This window comes from Burkholderia sp. RF7-non_BP4, assembly GCF_001521935.1.
GTDB lineage: Bacteria > Pseudomonadota > Gammaproteobacteria > Burkholderiales > Burkholderiaceae > Burkholderia > Burkholderia diffusa.
Genome location: NZ_LOTA01000010.1, coordinates 669,055 through 685,146, shown reverse-complemented (window position 1 = coordinate 685,146; position 16,092 = coordinate 669,055). Strand labels below are relative to the sequence as shown.

The following is a 16,092-nucleotide window of genomic DNA, read 5'->3' as shown; positions in this document are numbered from 1 at the left end:
CATGACGACTTCGATTCGCTTCGACGGCGGTACCGCCGTGATCACCGGCGCGGCCAGCGGTATCGGCAGCGGGCTCGCGCGCCATGCCGCCGGGCTCGGCATGCGCGTGGTGCTGGCCGATCTCGACCCGGCGAAGCTCGATGCGTTCGCCGCGACGCTCGATACCGACGTGCTGTGCGTGCCGACGGACGTCAGCCGCCCGGAAGCCGTCGACGCGCTGGCCGACGCCGCGTGGCGGCGCTTCGGCGGCGTCGACCTGCTGTTCAACAACGCGGGCGTGATGGCGACCGGCTTCAGCTGGGAAATCACGCCGGAACGGTTCGAGCGCAGTTTCGCGATCAACGTGCACGGCGTGCTCAACGGGATCCGCAGCTTCGTGCCGCGCATGCTCGAGCGCAACGTGCCCGCGCGCATCGTCAATACCGCGTCGGTCGGCGGATTTCTGCCGAGCCCGTTGATGTCGCCTTACTCGGCGACGAAATTCGCGGTGGTCGCGCTGACCGAATCGCTGTACGGCGAACTGAAGATGCTCGGCGCGCCGGTCGGCGTGTCGCTGCTCGCGCCGGGCCCGGTGCAGACGGGCATCTTCAACGACCCGTTCGGCGCCGCGCACGACCGTCCCGAAGTGCAGGGCTTCGTCGACACGATGCGCGCGATGCTGAACGCGCACGGGCTCACGCCCGACGCATTCGCGGCGCGGGCGTTCGACGGCATTCGCGACGGGCGTTACTGGCTGATTCCGCAGCCGGAGACGATCGACGGCGCGCTGCAGCGGCGCACCGCGGACATCCTCGCCGCGCGCGATCCGTCGCTGCCGTCGTTGTGACGGGGGGACGCGGGCCGGCCGACCGACGCGGCCGGCCCGCGCAAGGTTACATGTGCGTGCCGGCGCGCGTGCGGCCGCCTGGATCGCCGCCGCGGTCGGGCGGCGTATTGTTCTGATCGATCTTCGCGAGCACGAAGCCGGCATGCGGCAGCGCGGCGGGCGAACGGTGGGCGGCCTGCGCGACCGGGTCGTGCGGCGACGTGGCGGAAAAAACGGATGGCGTCGCGCCCGGTTGAGCGAACGCCGTGAGGGATGCTGCCGCGAGGGCGGCGGCGACGATCGCGTGCGTGTTCATGGCAACTCCTTCTTCACGACTGACTGCGGGACAACGCATTCAGTCTAGGGCGCGAAACTTAACGCGGCGTGAAGGAGCGGCCGCGCGCGGATGACAGGATGTTCATGCGGTCATCCGCGCGCCGTGACGGTCACGCGGATGCGGCGACCAGCGCGCAGAAGTGCTCGAGATCGACGTTGCCGCCGCTGATCACGATGCCGACGCGCTTGCCTTTCAGTTCGTCCTTCATCCGGCGCGCGGCCGCGAGCGACAGGCAGCCGGTCGGCTCGACGACAATCTTCATACGGGTCGCGAAGAAGCGCATGCAGTCGACCAGTTCCGCGTCGGTCGCGGTCAGGATGTCGTCGACGTCGCGCCGCAGGATCGGGAACGTCAGGTTGCCGAGGTGCTGCGTTTGCGCGCCGTCGGCGATCGTGCGCGGCGTGTCGATGTGGACGATCGACCCGGACCGGAACGATTGCTGTCCGTCGTTGCCGGCTTCCGGCTCGACGCCGTACAGCTTCGCTTGCGGCGACAGCGCGCGCGTCGCGAGCGCCGTACCCGACAGCAGGCCGCCGCCGCCGAGCGGCGTGAACACGGCGTCGAGCGGCCCGACTTCGTCGAACAGTTCCTTCGCCGCCGTGCCCTGGCCCGCGATCACGTCCGCGTGGTCGTACGGCGGCACCAGCGTGAGCCCGTGCTGCTCCGCGAGCGCGCGGCCGATCTGCTCGCGGTCCTCGGTATAGCGGTCGTAGGTCACGACGTTGCCGCCGTAGCCGCGCGTCGCGGCCATCTTCGCGGCCGGCGCGTCCTGCGGCATCACGATCGTCGCTGGGATGCCGAGAATGCGCGCCGACAGCGCGATCGCCTGCGCATGGTTGCCGGACGAGAACGCGACGACGCCGTTGCGGCGCTGCGTCGCGTCGAAGCGCGACAGCGCGTTGAACGCGCCGCGGAACTTGAACGCGCCCATGCGCTGCAGGTTCTCGCACTTGAAGAACACCTGCGCGCCGAGCGCTTCGTCGATCGTTCGCGACGTCATCACGGGCGTGCGGTGCGCGTGGCCGTCGAGCCGTGCCGCGGCAGCCGCGACGTCGTCGTAGGTGGGGAGGGTCGGAGTATTCATGAGTCGCTCGTCGGAAGAGTCGGTCAACAGGGCGCGCGTCCGTCACGCGCAGGGTCATTTCGCATCGTTGTATACGGTGGCGCGCGACACGCCGAGGTGCTGCGACACGATTTCCATCGCGCGCCGCACCTCGAGGAAGCCGTCGGCCTTCAGCGTCTGCATCAGCTCGCGGCGCTGGTCGGTCTTCAGCTCGCGCGGCGTGGTCGCGAGGCGCGTCGCGAACGCGTCGATGCGCTGCCGGATCGCGTCCGCGCCGGCCGGGTCGAGCGTTTCGGCGACCGGCGCGCCTTCGGTGCTGCAGAACTGGTTCAGCATCCCCTGGAAACCGCGGAACAGCGTGACGTCCGCGTTCAGGCACAGCGCGGCCACATAGCGGCCGCTCGAATCCTTGATGCCGATCGACGTGCTTTTCGCGGTGCGGCCGTCGGCGAAGCGGTTCGCGTAGTTCGCGAGCACTTGCGGGAAGTCGTCGTCCTCGATGCGCGCGAGCCCGAGTTCGGTCGCCGGATCGCCGATCGCGCGGCCCGACAGGTTGTTGTGGATCGCGAGGATCGCGTGCTCCGGCGTGCGCAGGTCGTGCACGACGACTTCGGTGAACGGCGCGAACATCGCGCCGAGCCCTTCGGCGATGCGCAGCACCTGCTCGATCAGCGATGCCTGTTCCGACTGCGGCCTGGGGCGGGGCGTCGTCATGTATTGGCCTCGAGCGCGGGCGCGTCGGTCGTTTCCGGGCGCGTGATGTCGGCCAGCAGCGGGCGGGCGATCCGCACGTAGTCGGACGCGTCGAGCACGACCGGGCGGTCGAGGCGGCCCGCGTTGAACGCGATTTCGTCGTTGAGTTCGATCAGCGCGGGGTCGACGACGAGCGTCACGTTCGGGTCGAACACGAACGGCGGCACGGCGCCCATCACGCAGCGCGTGACCGTGGCGGCGAGTTCGGGCGGCGCGAGCGTCGCCTTGCGGCGGCCGACCGCGTCGGCGACCTTGCGGAAATCGATCTTCAGATGGCCGGGGATGACCGCGAGCGCGGTGACGTCGCCGCCGTCCTTGAACGTGCAGAGCATCGCCTTCGCGCCTTGTTCGGGACGCGTGCCGCGAATCGCGGCGATCACGTCGCATTTGCCTTCGGCCGGGTGGTCGAGCACGCGGAACCGCGCGCCGGAGGTGTTCAGCAGCTCGCACAGCGCGTCGAAAACGGGATAGTCGCTCATGTCGATCCGGGCAGGAGGGGGCGCATCGCGGTACGCGGGGACGGCGCGCTTCGATTCGCCGTCGATGAATTGTCCAAGTATAGACGTTTTGTCATGCGCGTGACAAAGGCCCGACGCATGGGCCGCCGCGTTTGTCGTCCCACCAACTGCCGAAAGGCCGTTTCATATCGCGGAATGCGTGGAGAATTCCCGCCGCGCGGCCGTCCCGCCGCTTGAAAACCTGTTTTGCATCGCAAAACGCATTGCTTATCTCATTGAAAAACAAGCGAAATTTATATCTTATGTCTTATATAAGACTTCGCCGAAAGCGCATCGGGCGGCGTTACCATTGAGTCCATGCAGTTCGCTTCGTCACACGGAGCGGGCACGCTGAACCCTTTACTCAAATGCGCTTCGTTCCCAGGAGATTGACATGTCCCAATATCAAGACGACATCAAGGCAGTGGCTGGCTTGAAGGAAAACCACGGCAGCGCGTGGAATGCCATCAGCCCCGAGTATGCCGCCCGCATGCGTGCCCAGAACAAGTTCAAGACGGGCCTCGACATCGCCAAGTACACCGCGAAGATCATGCGCGCCGACATGGCCGCGTACGATGCCGATCCGGCCAAGTACACGCAGTCGCTGGGTTGCTGGCACGGCTTCATCGGCCAGCAGAAGATGATCTCCATCAAGAAGCACTTCAACAGCACCGAACGCCGTTACCTGTACCTGTCGGGCTGGATGGTCGCCGCGCTGCGCTCGGAGTTCGGCCCGCTGCCGGACCAGTCGATGCACGAAAAGACCTCGGTCAGCGCGCTGATCCGCGAGCTGTACACGTTCCTGCGCCAGGCCGACGCACGTGAACTCGGCGGCCTGTTCCGGGAGTTGGATGCCGCCAAGGATGCCGCTGCGAAAGCCGCCATCCAGGAAAAGATCGACAACCACGTGACGCACGTCGTGCCGATCATCGCCGACATCGACGCCGGTTTCGGCAACGCCGAAGCGACGTATCTGCTGGCCAAGCAGTTCATCGAGGCGGGCGCGTGCTGCATCCAGATCGAGAACCAGGTGTCCGACGAGAAGCAGTGCGGCCACCAGGACGGCAAGGTCACCGTGCCGCACGAGGACTTCCTCGCGAAGATCCGCGCGATCCGCTACGCGTTCCTGGAGCTGGGCGTGGACGACGGCATCATCGTCGCCCGTACCGACTCGCTCGGCGCCGGCCTGACCAAGCAGATCGCCGTGACCAACGCGCCGGGCGACCTGGGCGACCAGTACAACGCGTTCCTCGACTGCGAAGAGCTGTCGGCCGACCAGCTGGGCAACGGCGACGTCGTCATCAAGCGCGACGGCAAGCTGCTGCGTCCGAAGCGCCTGCCGAGCAACCTGTTCCAGTTCCGCGCCGGCACGGGCGAAGCACGTTGCGTGCTCGATTGCATCACGTCGCTGCAGAACGGCGCCGACCTGCTGTGGATCGAAACCGAAAAGCCGCACATCGCGCAGATCGGCGGCATGGTCAGCGAAATCCGCAAGGTCATCCCGAACGCGAAGCTGGTGTACAACAACAGCCCGTCGTTCAACTGGACGCTGAACTTCCGTCAGCAGGCGTACGACGCGATGAAGGCAGCGGGCAAGGACGTGTCGGCATACGACCGTGCGCAGCTGATGAGCGTCGAGTACGACGAGACCGAACTGGCCAAGCTCGCCGACGAGAAGATCCGTACGTTCCAGGCCGATGCATCGCGTGAAGCAGGCATCTTCCATCACCTGATCACGCTGCCGACGTACCACACCGCCGCGCTGTCGACCGACAATCTCGCGAAGGAATACTTCGGCGATCAGGGCATGCTCGGTTACGTGGCCGGCGTGCAGCGCAAGGAAATCCGTCAGGGCATCGCGTGCGTCAAGCACCAGAACATGTCCGGCTCGGATATCGGCGACGACCACAAGGAATACTTCAGCGGCGAAGCCGCGCTGAAGGCGGCGGGCAAGGACAACACGATGAACCAGTTCTCGTAATCGTCATACCCGCGGCACGACGCCAACCCGTTCATGACGGGTTGGCGTTTTTTTTATCCGCGCACGGCCTTCACGACGTACTGGCTCGTCGGCACCACGTCGATCTTGTCGAAATCGATGAAGCGTCCGCAGCTGTCCATCATTTCCGCGACGTTGCGCTGGAATTTCTCCTCGTCGCCGACCGCATCGAAGAACGCGTACGGATCGGTCATCGCGGCGGCCGGGAAGCATTCCTCGACGATCGCGTCGTAGCCGGGCGCCGCATGCGTGAGCGCGCGCACGACCACGTTCTGCACGTACAGGAAATTGTCCTGCGTATCGATCGCGACGCGCGTGTGATGGCCGTGCCATACGTCGAGCCATGCTTCGTGCGTGAGGCGCGGCGGGCGCTTCAGGAATGCGAGCTGCGAGAAGCCGCTCGTGCGCTCGCCTGGCCGCGCAGGAAAGCGCGTGTTCGGAATCGGCTGCGACTCCGTGACGAGATACGCGGCCATGTGCGGGACGATCGCGCGTACCGCGTCGTCGAACGGCTGACGGAACATCGGGTTCGCGCTGTCGATCCACATCGCGACGATGCCGTCGATGCCCGGGTGCGTGTTGGTCTGCTTCAGGGCGGCGGCCGGCGCGACATCGGCGTCGGCAACGTTCACTTGAACGCCGTGCGCGCCTAGCGACAGCAGCTTGTCGGCGAGCTGCGCGCGCACGCTGCGGCTCCACTGCTCGGGCGCGGCCTGTGCATCGCGCCACAACACGTAAATGACTTTCTCCATTGCTCCGGCTCCAAAGGGAATGACGAGGTCGGCGGCGCTGCCGCCGGGTTTCAGGAAGCGCTGACGGCCGTATCGATCGCACCGGATGCGTCGTGCGCGCCCGGTGCGAAGCGATTGGCGGTCAGCGTGAACGACGGCGGAATCGGCGACGTGACGGTTTCGAACAGGCGCTCGTGACGCGTCGCATGAATGCGCCACACGCCGTCGCGCTTCACGTACTGGTCGTCGTAGAACGCGGTGCCGTGCAGCAGGTAGTCATCCTCAAGATTGATCGCATGATCCTCGAGAAACCACACGCCGCATGCGTGATCGGCGGACACCAGCGTGAGCTCGGGGTGGTGGCCGTGATGCATCGTCAGGAAGGTCGGCTTGCCGATCAGTTCGCGCAGGCTGGACACGAACGCGTCGCGGCCGTCGTACGCATAGCGGCCGCCGTACAGGCGCGCCTCGCAATCCTCGGTCAGGCATTGCGCGAGCAGCGACCAGTCGTGCGTGTCGACCGCGCGGAAATACCGGTACTTCAGCTGGCGGATCTGCTCGTACTCGTGGAGCGTGCGGGTCGTCTCGTCCATCGCCGTGTCTCGTGGTGGTGTCGTTCGATGGTAGGAACGAAGCCGCCTGCATCACATCGTCTGTTCGGACGAACGCCGCGGGGGCTGCGTTCAACCTTGCCGATACACGGCATCGGGGTTCATCCAAACAGGTGATGGCCGGCCTTCCTTGCGCCTGTAACGTGGCGTCGACGCGGCTTCGATCCGCGCACACGAGACCAAGGAGACGGCATGACCCCGATCGAACGAATGGAAGCGCGCATGCGCAGGCTGGAGGACGCCGACGCGATCCGCCGCCTGAAGGCGCGCTACTTCACGTGCTGCGACCGGAAGGATCCGCAAGGGATGCGCGACTGCTTCGCGCCCGGCACCGTGCACATCGACTACGGCCGAATCGGCACGTTCGACCACCGCGACGCGCTCGTCGACGTGTTCGAGCGGCTCGGCTGCTACCCGCACATCGTCGAGATGCATCACGGCGTGAACCCCGACATCACCGTGCTCGACGACACGCATGCGCGCGGTACGTGGGGCCTGCATTACCAGATGCTCGACACCAACGCGCGCACGCTCACGCAGCTCGGCGCGACCTACGACGACGAATACCGGAAGGTCGACGGCGAATGGAAGATCGTGAGCACGCGCTGCGTCGTCACGTCGACGCTGTCCGCCCGCTACGACGGCGACGCACCGGGCGTGCTGTTCGCCGGTGCGCAGCCGCCCGCCGCGTGACGACGCGCACTACCCGCGCAGGTTGAAAAGCAATCCTCAGGAGACATCGAACATGGCACAGAACAACGAGGCGCCGGTCGCCGTCGTGACGGGTGCGTCGCGCGGTGCGGGCAAGGGCATCGCGCGCGCGCTCGGCGCGGCCGGCATGACCGTCTACGTGACGGGCCGCTCGCAGAACGAAGGCGACGCGCCGCTGCCCGGCACGATCCACGAAACCGCGCGCGAGATCGACGCGCTTGGTGGCCGCGGGATCGCCGTCGCGTGCGACCACGCGGACGACGCACAGGTGAAGGCGCTGTTCGAGCGCGTCGAACGCGACAGCGGGCGGCTCGACATCCTCGTCAACAACGCGACCTACCTGCACGACCAGCTGATCCTGCCGGGCCCGTTCTGGGAGAAGTCGCTCGACCTCGTGAACATTCTCGACGTCGGGCTGCGCTCGGCGTACGTGGCGAGCTGGCACGCCGCGCCGCTGATGGCGAGGCGCCGCAGCGGGCTGATCGCGTTCACGTCGTCGTTCGGCGCGAGCTGCTACATGCACGGCGCCGCGTACGGCGCGCAGAAGTCCGGCGTCGACAAGTTCGCGAAGGACATGGCCGTCGACCTGAAACCGTTCGACGTCGCGGCCGTGTCGATCTGGATGGGGCCGCTGCGCACCGAACGCACGACGCGCGTGTGGGACGAGCATCCGGATCTCTACAAGGAATTCTCGCTCGTTGCCGAAAGCCCGGAATTCACCGGCCGCGTGATTCATGCGATCCACGCCGATCCGCAGCGCATGGCGCTGTCGGGGCAGGTGCTGGTCGGCGCGGAAGCCGCGCTGCAGTATGGCATCGCGGATGTCGACGGCAAGCAGCCGCCGTCGTATCGCGAACTGCTTGGCGGGCCGGTGCAGGCTCATCCGGCGATCGTCGCTTAAGGAGTGCAGATGGGCATCCTCGAAGGCAAGGTCGCGCTCGTGACGGGCGCGGGGCAGGGCGTCGGGCAAGGCGTCGCGCACGCGCTCGCGGCCGAAGGCGCGCAGGTGGCCGTGGTCGGCCGCACGCGCGACAAGCTGGTCGCGACCTGCGACGCGATCCGCGCTCGCGGCGGTATCGCGGAGCCGTTCGTGTGCGACGTGATGGACGCCGCGCAGATCGCGCGCTGCGTCGATGCGGTCGTCGAGCGGTTTCGCGGCGTGCAGATCCTGATCAACAACGCGCAGGTCGTGCCGCTCGGTCGCCTGCTCGATGTGACCGACGCGGATTTTCTCGCGGGTCTCGAGTCGGGGCCGATCGCGACGCTGCGAATGATGCGCGCGTGCCATCCGCATCTGAAGGGCGATGGCGTGATCGTCAATTTTGCGTCGTCGGCCGCGGTGCGCTGGGACGCGTCGGGCTATGGCGCCTACGCGGCGACCAAGGAAGCGATTCGCGCGCTCACGCGTGCGGCGGCATGCGAATGGGGCACCGACGGCATTCGCGTGAACGCGGTCGCGCCGCACGCGCTGTCGCCGGGGCTGAAGGGCTGGGTCGACGCGAATCCGGACGAAGCGGCCGCGTTCTTCCGCACGATCCCGCTCGGCCGCGTCGGCGACTGCGAGCAGGACATCGGGCGCGCGATCGTGTTTCTCGCGAGCCGCGACGCCGCGTACCTGACGGGCGCCACGCTGCCGCTCGACGGCGGGCAGGCGTACTGGGGCTGACGGCAAACGCGACGCACATCAAGAGCCGGCACCGATGCGCGTGGCAGCGCGTCGCGGCCGGCAAACCGGAATCGGAAAGCATCGAGGAGAGAGCGACATGGGTCGACTGGAAGGGAAGGTGGCGATCGTCACGGGCGGCGCGCGCGGGATGGGCGCCGCGACATGCAGGCTGTTCGTCGAGCAGGGCGCGCGCGTCGTGATCGGTGACGTGCTCGACGCGGAAGGCGAGGCGCTTGCGCGCGAACTCGGCGACGCGGCACGCTTCATGCGGCTCGACGTGAGCGACGAGGCGAACTGGGCGCGTGTCGCCGATGCGACCGTCGAGCAGTTCGGCCGCATCGACGTGCTCGTGAACAACGCGGCCGTGCTGATGTTCGGCGCGATCACCGAATTGTCGAAACGGGATTTCGAGCGCGCGGTATCGATCAATCTCGTCGGCACCTTCGTCGGCATTCGCACGATCGCGCCGCGCATGATCGCGCGGAAGAGCGGGTCGATCGTCAACATCTCGTCGGTGGACGGGCTGCGCGGCGTGAACGCGCTGGCCGCCTACGTATCGAGCAAATGGGGCGTGCGCGGCCTGACGAAGGTGGCGGCGCTCGAACTCGGCCACCAGGGCGTGCGCGTGAATTCGATCCATCCCGGTGGCGTCAACACCGCGATGTCGAATCCGACCGGCGCGCCGCTCGACGAGATCAATAAGCACTACACGCACGTGCCGCTGCAGCGCGTCGGCTTGCCTGACGAAATCGCGCGCGCGACGCTGTTTCTCGCGAGCGACGAAGCGTCGTACTGCAACGGTGCCGAACTGTCCGTCGACGGCGGGATGGCGGCAGGCGCGTATTACCCCGGATTGCCGGGCGCGCCGTTTTGAGCGGTAGCGCACACGACGCATGCGAGATGGATGTTTGTGTGCGCAACCTAATTCAGGGTTTGCCTGAGTAGCGAAAACACGAATCTGCGCCGCGACCGTTCGCGCGCATCGCATGCGAACCTGTCGCGCGATTTTTCCGTTTTCGCGAAACCCTTGCAGGACGGACGTTCCAGCCGTTTCGTCCCCAAAGCTCACGCGTCGGCGCAGTGAAAAGGACGCGCCGGCAAGCGGCATGCCGGCACGTCGTCACAGTTGTTTCTTGTTGCAACGCAACGCCCGCACGATAACGGCGATGGTATGCTGGCCGGCATGGAGTTGTACGGCAGGTTGCTTGCATGGCGAAACTCGCGTTCGCACGCTCATACGAGACATCACATTCTCTCGCCCGCATCGCGGCATCGACACGCGCTCCGCTCGCGTGTCCCGCCTTGCGCGTCGCTGCTTCCTGCGCTCCGACCGCATTCCCCATCTCGCGGGCGCGTCCCGCATCCCCCATCCCCGCCCAATAGTCTGGAGACATTTCCATGTCGCAAAACAATCTGGCCGAAGCGACGCACGGCCCGCTGATCGCTCCCCCGGCATTCGTCAAGCATCGCAAACTGATCGACTGGGTGTCGCGTATCGCGGCGCTCACGGAGCCCGACCGCGTCGTCTGGTGCGACGGCTCGCAGGAAGAAAACGACGCGCTGTGCCAGGCGATGGTCGACCAGGGCACGCTCACGCGCCTGAATCCGGCGAAGCGCCCGAACTCGTATCTCGCGCAGTCCGATCCGTCCGACGTCGCGCGCGTCGAGGACCGCACCTTCATCTGCACCGAATCGCCCGACGACGTCGGCCCGACCAACAACTGGATCGCGCCGGAAGAAATGCGCGAGACGCTGAACGGTCTGTTCCGCGGTTCGATGCGCGGCCGCACGCTGTACGTCGTGCCGTTCTCGATGGGCCCGCTCGGCTCGCCGATCGCGCACGTCGGCGTCGAGCTGTCGGACAGCCCGTACGTGGCCGTGAACATGCGGATCATGACGCGCATGGGCCGCGACGTCTACGACGTGCTCGGCGAGGACGGCGAATTCGTGCCGTGCGTGCACAGCGTCGGCCATCCGCTCGAAGCGGGCCAGAAGGACGTGCCGTGGCCGTGCAACCCGGTCAAGTACATCGTGCACTTCCCCGATACGCGCGAGATCTGGAGCTTCGGCTCGGGCTACGGCGGCAACGCGCTGCTCGGCAAGAAGTGTTTCGCGCTGCGCATCGCGTCGACGATGGGCCGCGACCAGGGCTGGCTCGCCGAACACATGCTGATTCTCGGCGTGACGTCGCCGGCCGGCAAGAAGTATCACGTCGCGGCGGCGTTCCCGTCCGCGTGCGGCAAGACCAACTTCGCGATGCTGATCCCGCCGCACGGTTTCGACGGCTGGAAGGTCACGACGATCGGCGACGACATCGCCTGGCTGAAGCCGGGCCGCGACGGGCGCCTGTATGCGATCAATCCGGAAGCCGGCTTCTTCGGCGTCGCGCCGGGCACGGGCGTGAAGACCAACCCGAACGCGATCGCGACGCTGAAGGAAAACGTGATCTTCACGAACGTCGCGCTGACGGAAGACGGCGACGTGTGGTGGGAAGGCCTGACCGACACGCCGCCCGCGAAGCTGACCGACTGGCAGGGCAATCCGTGGACGCCGGAGATCGGCAAGGAAACCGGCCGCAAGGCCGCGCACCCGAACTCGCGCTTCACGGCGCCGGCATCGCAATGCCCGTCGATCGACGCGGACTGGGAAAATCCGGCCGGCGTGCCGATCGACGCGTTCATCTTCGGCGGCCGTCGCTCGACGACCGTGCCGCTCGTGACCGAGGCGCGCGACTGGATCGAAGGCGTGTACATGGCCGCGACGATGGGCTCGGAGACGACCGCCGCGGCTGCCGGCCAGCAGGGCGTCGTGCGCCGCGACCCGTTCGCGATGCTGCCGTTCTGCGGCTACAACATGAGCGATTATTTCGCGCACTGGCTGAAGCTCGGCAAGCAGATCGAAGGCGCCGGCGCCACGCTGCCGAAGATCTACTGCGTGAACTGGTTCCGCAAGGACGCGAACGGCAAGTTCGTGTGGCCGGGCTTCGGCGAGAACATGCGCGTGCTGAAATGGATGCTCGATCGCCTCGAGGGCAACGGCGGCGGCGGCGACCATGCGTTTGGTGTATCGCCGGCCTATGACGACCTGCATTGGGACGGGCTCGACTTCACGCGCGAGCAGTTCGAGGCGGTGACGTCGATGAACGCCGGCGAATGGCGCGAGGAACTGAAGCTGCATGCGGCGCTGTTCGACACGCTGAAGCTGCGTCTGCCGGCCGAACTGACCGACACGATGAAGAAGATCGAGCAGCGCATCGGCGGCTGACGATCCGGGTCGAAGCAACGAAGCAACGAAGTAACGACGGGGTGGCATGAACGTCCCGCCGCCGGCATGCATCGCCGGCGGCGGGACGTTTCGTTTCTGCTTCGTTTCAGCGTTGCGCGTGTTGCGCCGGCGGTGCGCCTACGCGCCGCAATGCGCGACCACTTCGTTCACCGCGCGCTGCACGTCGCCGCGCCGGTAGCGCAGCAGCGCGATATCGGCCGGATCGGGTTCGTACGACACGACGTTGCCGCGCCCCGTGTAGATCGCCATGTCGGGCAGCAGCGGATGCTCCTGATCGAGCGATGGCACCGGCTGCGGATTGCCGGCCGCGCGGAAGAAGGCCGCGAAGTAGTCGGCGAAGCTCAGGTTCTCGTCGCCGACGAGATACGCCTTGCCGGATGCGCCGCGTTGCAGCGCGCCCCAGATCGCTTCCGACAGCGATTGCGTCGAGATGAAGTTGCTGCCGCCGGCCGGCCCGTACACCGGCAGGCCGGCGAGCTTGCCCTGCGCATAGCCCGTGTACGCGGCGAACATCTCGTTGCGCAGCCCCGGCACCGACCCGACGACGAACGGCGCATTGACGCTGCACACCGCGAACGACGGCGATGCGAGCGCGCGCACACGTTCGTCGGCGAGATGGCGCGAGCGCACGTACGGCACCGTGTCGACGAGTGCCGGCGCGACCTGCGGATAGAAGCTGCCGACCAGCACCGCGCGCTTCACGCCCGCATCGCGCGCGAGCGCGAAGAAGCGCGGCACCGCGTCGACGTTCGCGCGTTCCCAGTGCGCGGCTTCGTCGGTGCCGGGCGGCAGGTGACGGATGTCGTTGCCTGCCGCGAACACGATTGCGTCGAACGGCGCGAGATCGTCGCGCGTGAAGGTGTCGGCCACGTAGTCGCGCAGCAGCACGTCGAATTGCGCGAGCGCGCTGCCCGGCGCGGGCGGCTTGCGGGCGGCGAGCGTCACGTCGTTGCCTTGCGCGTGCAGATGCAGCGCGGCGTGGCCGCCGATGAGGCCGGTGCCGCCGATGATCAGGATTTTCATGGTGTCTCCGAGGGCGGCGCAGGCGCGCCGCATGAATTGAACCGACGATTGAACGGATGAAGCCGCGCGGATCGGCGCTCAGAAATTGAAGCCGTTGCCCGTGACGACCGGCATGTTGGTCCAGAAGCCGTTCGGGTCGCGATACCAGCCGGCCGCCGCGAGCGCACCGCCGTCCACGTGCAGCGTCGTGCCGGTGACCCACGCGGCGAGCGGGCTCGCGAGGAACAGCGCGGCGCCCGCGATGTCGCCGGCCGCACCGAAGCGCCCGAGCGGAATCCAGCGCGGGATGTGCGCGCGATGCTCGGCCGCGACCATCGCGCTCACGGGCACCTGCGGCGTCTCGGTGGTCTCCGGCGCGATCTGGTTCACGCGAATGCCGGCCGGCCCGAGTTCGAGCGCGAGGCTTTTCGTGAAGCCGGTCAGCGCGGCCTTGAACGACGCATAGACGCTGCAGTTCGGAATCGCGCGGAAGCCTTCGATCGACGACACGCCGACGATGCTGCCGCCCGCGCCGCGCTTGCGCAACAACGGCAGCATCGCGCGCGTGACGACGAACACCTGACGCAGGTTCACGTCGAACAGCCGCGCGATGTCGTCGTCGGTATGGTCGTCGAACGGCTTCGCGATCTGCAGGAAATCGCCGACGTTGTTGACGAGCACGTCGAGGCCGCCGAAGCGTGCGTCGATCGTTCGCGCGAACGCGTCGACCTCGTCGCGGCGCGTGACGTCGACGGCGCCGACGAGCGCGTCGACGCCCGCGGCCTCGAGCGCCTGGCGCACGTCCTGCGCGCGAGCGGGGTCGAGCTCGGCCACCGCGACGCGCGCGCCCGCCGCGCCGAATGCTTCCGCACACGCGCGGCCGATGCCCGCGCCGCCGCCGGTGACCAGGACCGTCTTGCCGGTAAATGAAATCATCACAACACTCCTTCGAACGGAAAAGCCGCGAGCCGCATCACAGCGACGAAACGAGTTGCGCGTTGTCGATCCGCAGCTCCGCGCCGTTCACGAAGCGCGACTCGTCGGATGCGAGGAACAGCACGAGATTCGCGACGTCCTGCGGGTCGCACATGCGTGCCATCGGATCGTTGCCGATGCCGAGTTCGGCCGGATCGAGGCCGGGCATCAGCGCCTGCGTCATCGGCGTCCAGATGCCGTCCGGGTGGATCGAGTTGCAGCGGATCCGGTAGCCGCTGCGCTTGCAGTGCACGGCGACGCTGCGCGCGAGCGCCGTCACCGCGCCTTTCGAGCCGGTGTATGCGCACATCATCGGCAGGCCGCCGAGCGCGGCGACCGACGACATCATCACGATCGAGCCCGGCGTGTCGTTGTGCTTCATCGCGCCGATCGCGTACTTGCAGCCGAGGAAATAGCCGTCCGCGTTGACGCGCAGCACGCGCCGCCAGGTGTCGAGGCTCGTGTCCTCGATCGAGCCGACCGGGCAGATCGCCGCGTTGTTGACGAGTACGTCGAGCCGGCCGAAGCGATCGAGCGTCGACGCGATCGCGTGCCGCCAGCCGTCCTCGTCGGCGATGTCCTGACGCACGAACAGCGCCGTATCGCCGATGTCGCGCGCGAGCGCGCGGCCCGCATCCTCGTCGATGTCGGTGAGCACGACGCGCGCGCCCTCGGCGGCCAGCAGCAGCGCATCGGCGCGGCCGACGCCGCTCGCCGCGCCGGTGATCAGCGCGACCTTGTTTGCGACTCGATTCATCTTTGGGTCGATTCCCTGTGACGTTGAAAGAAGGCGGGCGCTCATGCGGCGCCCGGCGCGCGGCCGGCCTTGACCGCATCGAGCGCGGCCGCGCCGTAGATCTGCGCGATCGTGTCGTCGACGCGCGGGTTGGTGCGCAACTCGTGGCCGCCGTCGACCGCGAAGCTCTGGCCGGTGACCCAGCCCGACTCGGGGCCCGCGAGGTAGCGCACCGCATGCGCGATCGCATCCGGTTCGCCGAGCGTGCCGAGCGGAATCTGTTCGAGGAAGCTGTCGAGCAGCGCACGGTCGTCGAACATCGGGGCGGTGGCTTCGGAGCGCGTGAGGCCCGGCCGCACCGCGTTCACGCGGATCTTCGCGCCGGCCAGTTCCTCGGCCGCGCCGCGCACCAGCGCCTCGAGCGCGGCCTTCGCGGTGCAGTACGCGGACAGCCAGCGGAAATTGATCTGCGCGGCCGTCGACGAGATGCAAACGATGGCGCCGCCGCCGCTATCGGCGAGCCGCGGCGCGGCGTGACGGATAGCGGCGAACGCGCTGTGCAGGTTCAGGTCGATTTCCGCGCGGAAGCTGTCGGCGTCGTGCATCAGCAGCGGGCGGAACCCGGCACCGCCGACGGTCGGCACGACGATGTCGAGACGGCCGTCGAGCGCCCACGCGGTATCCAGCGCGGCCTGCAGGTCGGCGTCGTCGCAGGCGTCGCCGGCGTGGATCGCGACGCGGCTGCCGGGCACCGTGTCGGCAAGGCGCCGCTGCGTGCGTTCGAGCGCGTCGCGGCGGCGGCCCATCAGCACGACGGCCGCGCCATCGGCGGCGAGCGCGTGCGCGCAGGCCGCGCCGATGCCGCCGGCGCCGCCCGTGACGAGCGCGGTGCGGCCGGCGAGGGGAAGGGGCGAGCGCATC

General features: G+C 67.6%; 17 protein-coding genes. 7 read left to right on the top strand and 10 right to left on the bottom strand.

Annotation, left to right across the window (positions count from 1 at the left end):
* Position 1: 1 nt before the first annotated feature.
* Complete coding sequence (locus WS49_RS06710) at positions 2-826, top strand: SDR family NAD(P)-dependent oxidoreductase (protein ID WP_059450361.1); 825 nt, start codon at positions 2-4, stop codon at positions 824-826.
* A 46-nt stretch (positions 827-872) separates the two neighbouring features.
* Here WS49_RS06710 and WS49_RS06705 read toward each other — a convergent pair whose 3' ends face one another.
* From WS49_RS06705 to WS49_RS06690, 4 genes are all read right to left on the bottom strand, one after another.
* Entirely contained in the window at positions 873-1,121 is a 249-nt protein-coding gene (locus WS49_RS06705; protein WP_059525599.1) for a hypothetical protein, read from the bottom strand.
* A 130-nt stretch (positions 1,122-1,251) separates the two neighbouring features.
* A complete protein-coding gene (locus WS49_RS06700) occupies positions 1,252-2,226 on the bottom strand; it encodes a threo-3-hydroxy-L-aspartate ammonia-lyase (protein WP_059525597.1) in 975 nt (324 codons plus the stop codon).
* 54 nt (positions 2,227-2,280) lie between these two features.
* A complete protein-coding gene (locus WS49_RS06695; protein ID WP_059450358.1) occupies positions 2,281-2,919 on the bottom strand; it encodes a helix-turn-helix transcriptional regulator in 639 nt (212 codons plus the stop codon).
* Entirely contained in the window at positions 2,916-3,437 is a 522-nt protein-coding gene (locus WS49_RS06690) for a YbaK/prolyl-tRNA synthetase associated domain-containing protein (RefSeq protein WP_059525596.1), read from the bottom strand. The genes WS49_RS06695 and WS49_RS06690 overlap by 4 nt, the downstream gene beginning before the upstream one ends.
* A 412-nt stretch (positions 3,438-3,849) precedes the next feature.
* Here WS49_RS06690 and WS49_RS06685 point away from each other — a divergent pair, with 412 nt between their 5' ends.
* Entirely contained in the window at positions 3,850-5,436 is a 1,587-nt protein-coding gene (locus WS49_RS06685; RefSeq protein ID WP_059525594.1) for an isocitrate lyase, read from the top strand.
* A gap of 53 nt (positions 5,437-5,489) precedes the next feature.
* Here the strand turns inward: WS49_RS06685 and WS49_RS06680 are convergent, their stop codons facing one another.
* Both WS49_RS06680 and WS49_RS06675 read right to left on the bottom strand, forming a co-directional pair.
* Positions 5,490-6,206, bottom strand: coding sequence for an EthD domain-containing protein (locus WS49_RS06680; RefSeq protein WP_059525591.1), 717 nt, complete (start codon positions 6,204-6,206; stop codon positions 5,490-5,492).
* Between the two features lie 50 nt (positions 6,207-6,256).
* Positions 6,257-6,778, bottom strand: coding sequence for a nuclear transport factor 2 family protein (locus WS49_RS06675; RefSeq protein WP_059525589.1), 522 nt, complete (start codon positions 6,776-6,778; stop codon positions 6,257-6,259).
* A 210-nt stretch (positions 6,779-6,988) separates the two neighbouring features.
* On the opposite strand from WS49_RS06675, the gene WS49_RS06670 reads away from it, so the two are divergent.
* From WS49_RS06670 to WS49_RS06650, 5 genes are all read left to right on the top strand, one after another.
* On the top strand, positions 6,989-7,489 hold the full coding sequence (locus WS49_RS06670) for a nuclear transport factor 2 family protein (protein ID WP_059525587.1): 501 nt from the start codon (positions 6,989-6,991) through the stop codon (positions 7,487-7,489).
* Between the two features lie 52 nt (positions 7,490-7,541).
* The gene (locus WS49_RS06665; protein WP_059525585.1) at positions 7,542-8,408 is read left to right on the top strand and encodes an SDR family NAD(P)-dependent oxidoreductase; all 867 of its coding nucleotides are present in this window, start codon (positions 7,542-7,544) and stop codon (positions 8,406-8,408) included.
* Positions 8,409-8,417: 9 nt separating this feature from the next.
* Positions 8,418-9,173 carry an SDR family NAD(P)-dependent oxidoreductase gene (locus tag WS49_RS06660; RefSeq protein ID WP_059525583.1) on the top strand — a complete coding sequence of 252 codons (756 nt, stop codon included), beginning with the start codon at positions 8,418-8,420 and terminating at the stop codon, positions 9,171-9,173.
* Between the two features lie 97 nt (positions 9,174-9,270).
* The gene (locus WS49_RS06655; RefSeq protein WP_059525581.1) at positions 9,271-10,047 is read left to right on the top strand and encodes a glucose 1-dehydrogenase; all 777 of its coding nucleotides are present in this window, start codon (positions 9,271-9,273) and stop codon (positions 10,045-10,047) included.
* Positions 10,048-10,571: 524 nt separating this feature from the next.
* Positions 10,572-12,437 (top strand): phosphoenolpyruvate carboxykinase (GTP), encoded by a 1,866-nt coding sequence (locus WS49_RS06650; protein WP_059525579.1) that lies wholly within the window; start codon positions 10,572-10,574, stop codon positions 12,435-12,437.
* 138 nt (positions 12,438-12,575) lie between these two features.
* Here the strand turns inward: WS49_RS06650 and WS49_RS06645 are convergent, their stop codons facing one another.
* The 4 genes from WS49_RS06645 to WS49_RS06630 all read right to left on the bottom strand — a co-directional run bounded on the left by WS49_RS06645 (position 12,576) and on the right by WS49_RS06630 (position 16,091).
* Positions 12,576-13,481, bottom strand: coding sequence for an NAD-dependent epimerase/dehydratase family protein (locus WS49_RS06645; RefSeq protein WP_059525577.1), 906 nt, complete (start codon positions 13,479-13,481; stop codon positions 12,576-12,578).
* A 78-nt stretch (positions 13,482-13,559) separates the two neighbouring features.
* Entirely contained in the window at positions 13,560-14,396 is an 837-nt protein-coding gene (locus tag WS49_RS06640) for an SDR family NAD(P)-dependent oxidoreductase (protein ID WP_059525575.1), read from the bottom strand.
* A 37-nt stretch (positions 14,397-14,433) separates the two neighbouring features.
* Positions 14,434-15,192: an SDR family oxidoreductase gene (locus WS49_RS06635; RefSeq protein WP_059525573.1), complete on the bottom strand. Its 759-nt coding sequence runs from the start codon at positions 15,190-15,192 to the stop codon at positions 14,434-14,436.
* 41 nt (positions 15,193-15,233) lie between these two features.
* Positions 15,234-16,091 carry an SDR family NAD(P)-dependent oxidoreductase gene (locus WS49_RS06630; RefSeq protein ID WP_059525571.1) on the bottom strand — a complete coding sequence of 286 codons (858 nt, stop codon included), beginning with the start codon at positions 16,089-16,091 and terminating at the stop codon, positions 15,234-15,236.
* Position 16,092: the final 1 nt, after the last annotated feature.

Bases quoted from the DNA above. Each gene is read 5' to 3' on its own strand.
- WS49_RS06690 (WP_059525596.1), bottom strand. From the start codon at position 3,437: ATGAGCGACTATCCCGTTTTCGACGCGCTGTGCGAGCTGCTGAACACC.
- WS49_RS06700 (WP_059525597.1), bottom strand. From the start codon at position 2,226: ATGAATACTCCGACCCTCCCCACCTACGACGACGTCGCGGCTGCCGCG.
- WS49_RS06640 (WP_059525575.1), bottom strand. From the start codon at position 14,396: ATGATTTCATTTACCGGCAAGACGGTCCTGGTCACCGGCGGCGGCGCG.
- WS49_RS06685 (WP_059525594.1), top strand. From the start codon at position 3,850: ATGTCCCAATATCAAGACGACATCAAGGCAGTGGCTGGCTTGAAGGAA.
- WS49_RS06710 (WP_059450361.1), top strand. From the start codon at position 2: ATGACGACTTCGATTCGCTTCGACGGCGGTACCGCCGTGATCACCGGC.
- WS49_RS06650 (WP_059525579.1), top strand. From the start codon at position 10,572: ATGTCGCAAAACAATCTGGCCGAAGCGACGCACGGCCCGCTGATCGCT.
- WS49_RS06680 (WP_059525591.1), bottom strand. From the start codon at position 6,206: ATGGAGAAAGTCATTTACGTGTTGTGGCGCGATGCACAGGCCGCGCCC.
- WS49_RS06635 (WP_059525573.1), bottom strand. From the start codon at position 15,192: ATGAATCGAGTCGCAAACAAGGTCGCGCTGATCACCGGCGCGGCGAGC.
- WS49_RS06665 (WP_059525585.1), top strand. From the start codon at position 7,542: ATGGCACAGAACAACGAGGCGCCGGTCGCCGTCGTGACGGGTGCGTCG.
- WS49_RS06655 (WP_059525581.1), top strand. From the start codon at position 9,271: ATGGGTCGACTGGAAGGGAAGGTGGCGATCGTCACGGGCGGCGCGCGC.
- WS49_RS06695 (WP_059450358.1), bottom strand. From the start codon at position 2,919: ATGACGACGCCCCGCCCCAGGCCGCAGTCGGAACAGGCATCGCTGATC.
- WS49_RS06660 (WP_059525583.1), top strand. From the start codon at position 8,418: ATGGGCATCCTCGAAGGCAAGGTCGCGCTCGTGACGGGCGCGGGGCAG.
- WS49_RS06705 (WP_059525599.1), bottom strand. From the start codon at position 1,121: ATGAACACGCACGCGATCGTCGCCGCCGCCCTCGCGGCAGCATCCCTC.
- WS49_RS06645 (WP_059525577.1), bottom strand. From the start codon at position 13,481: ATGAAAATCCTGATCATCGGCGGCACCGGCCTCATCGGCGGCCACGCC.
- WS49_RS06675 (WP_059525589.1), bottom strand. From the start codon at position 6,778: ATGGACGAGACGACCCGCACGCTCCACGAGTACGAGCAGATCCGCCAG.
- WS49_RS06630 (WP_059525571.1), bottom strand. From the start codon at position 16,091: ATGCGCTCGCCCCTTCCCCTCGCCGGCCGCACCGCGCTCGTCACGGGC.
- WS49_RS06670 (WP_059525587.1), top strand. From the start codon at position 6,989: ATGACCCCGATCGAACGAATGGAAGCGCGCATGCGCAGGCTGGAGGAC.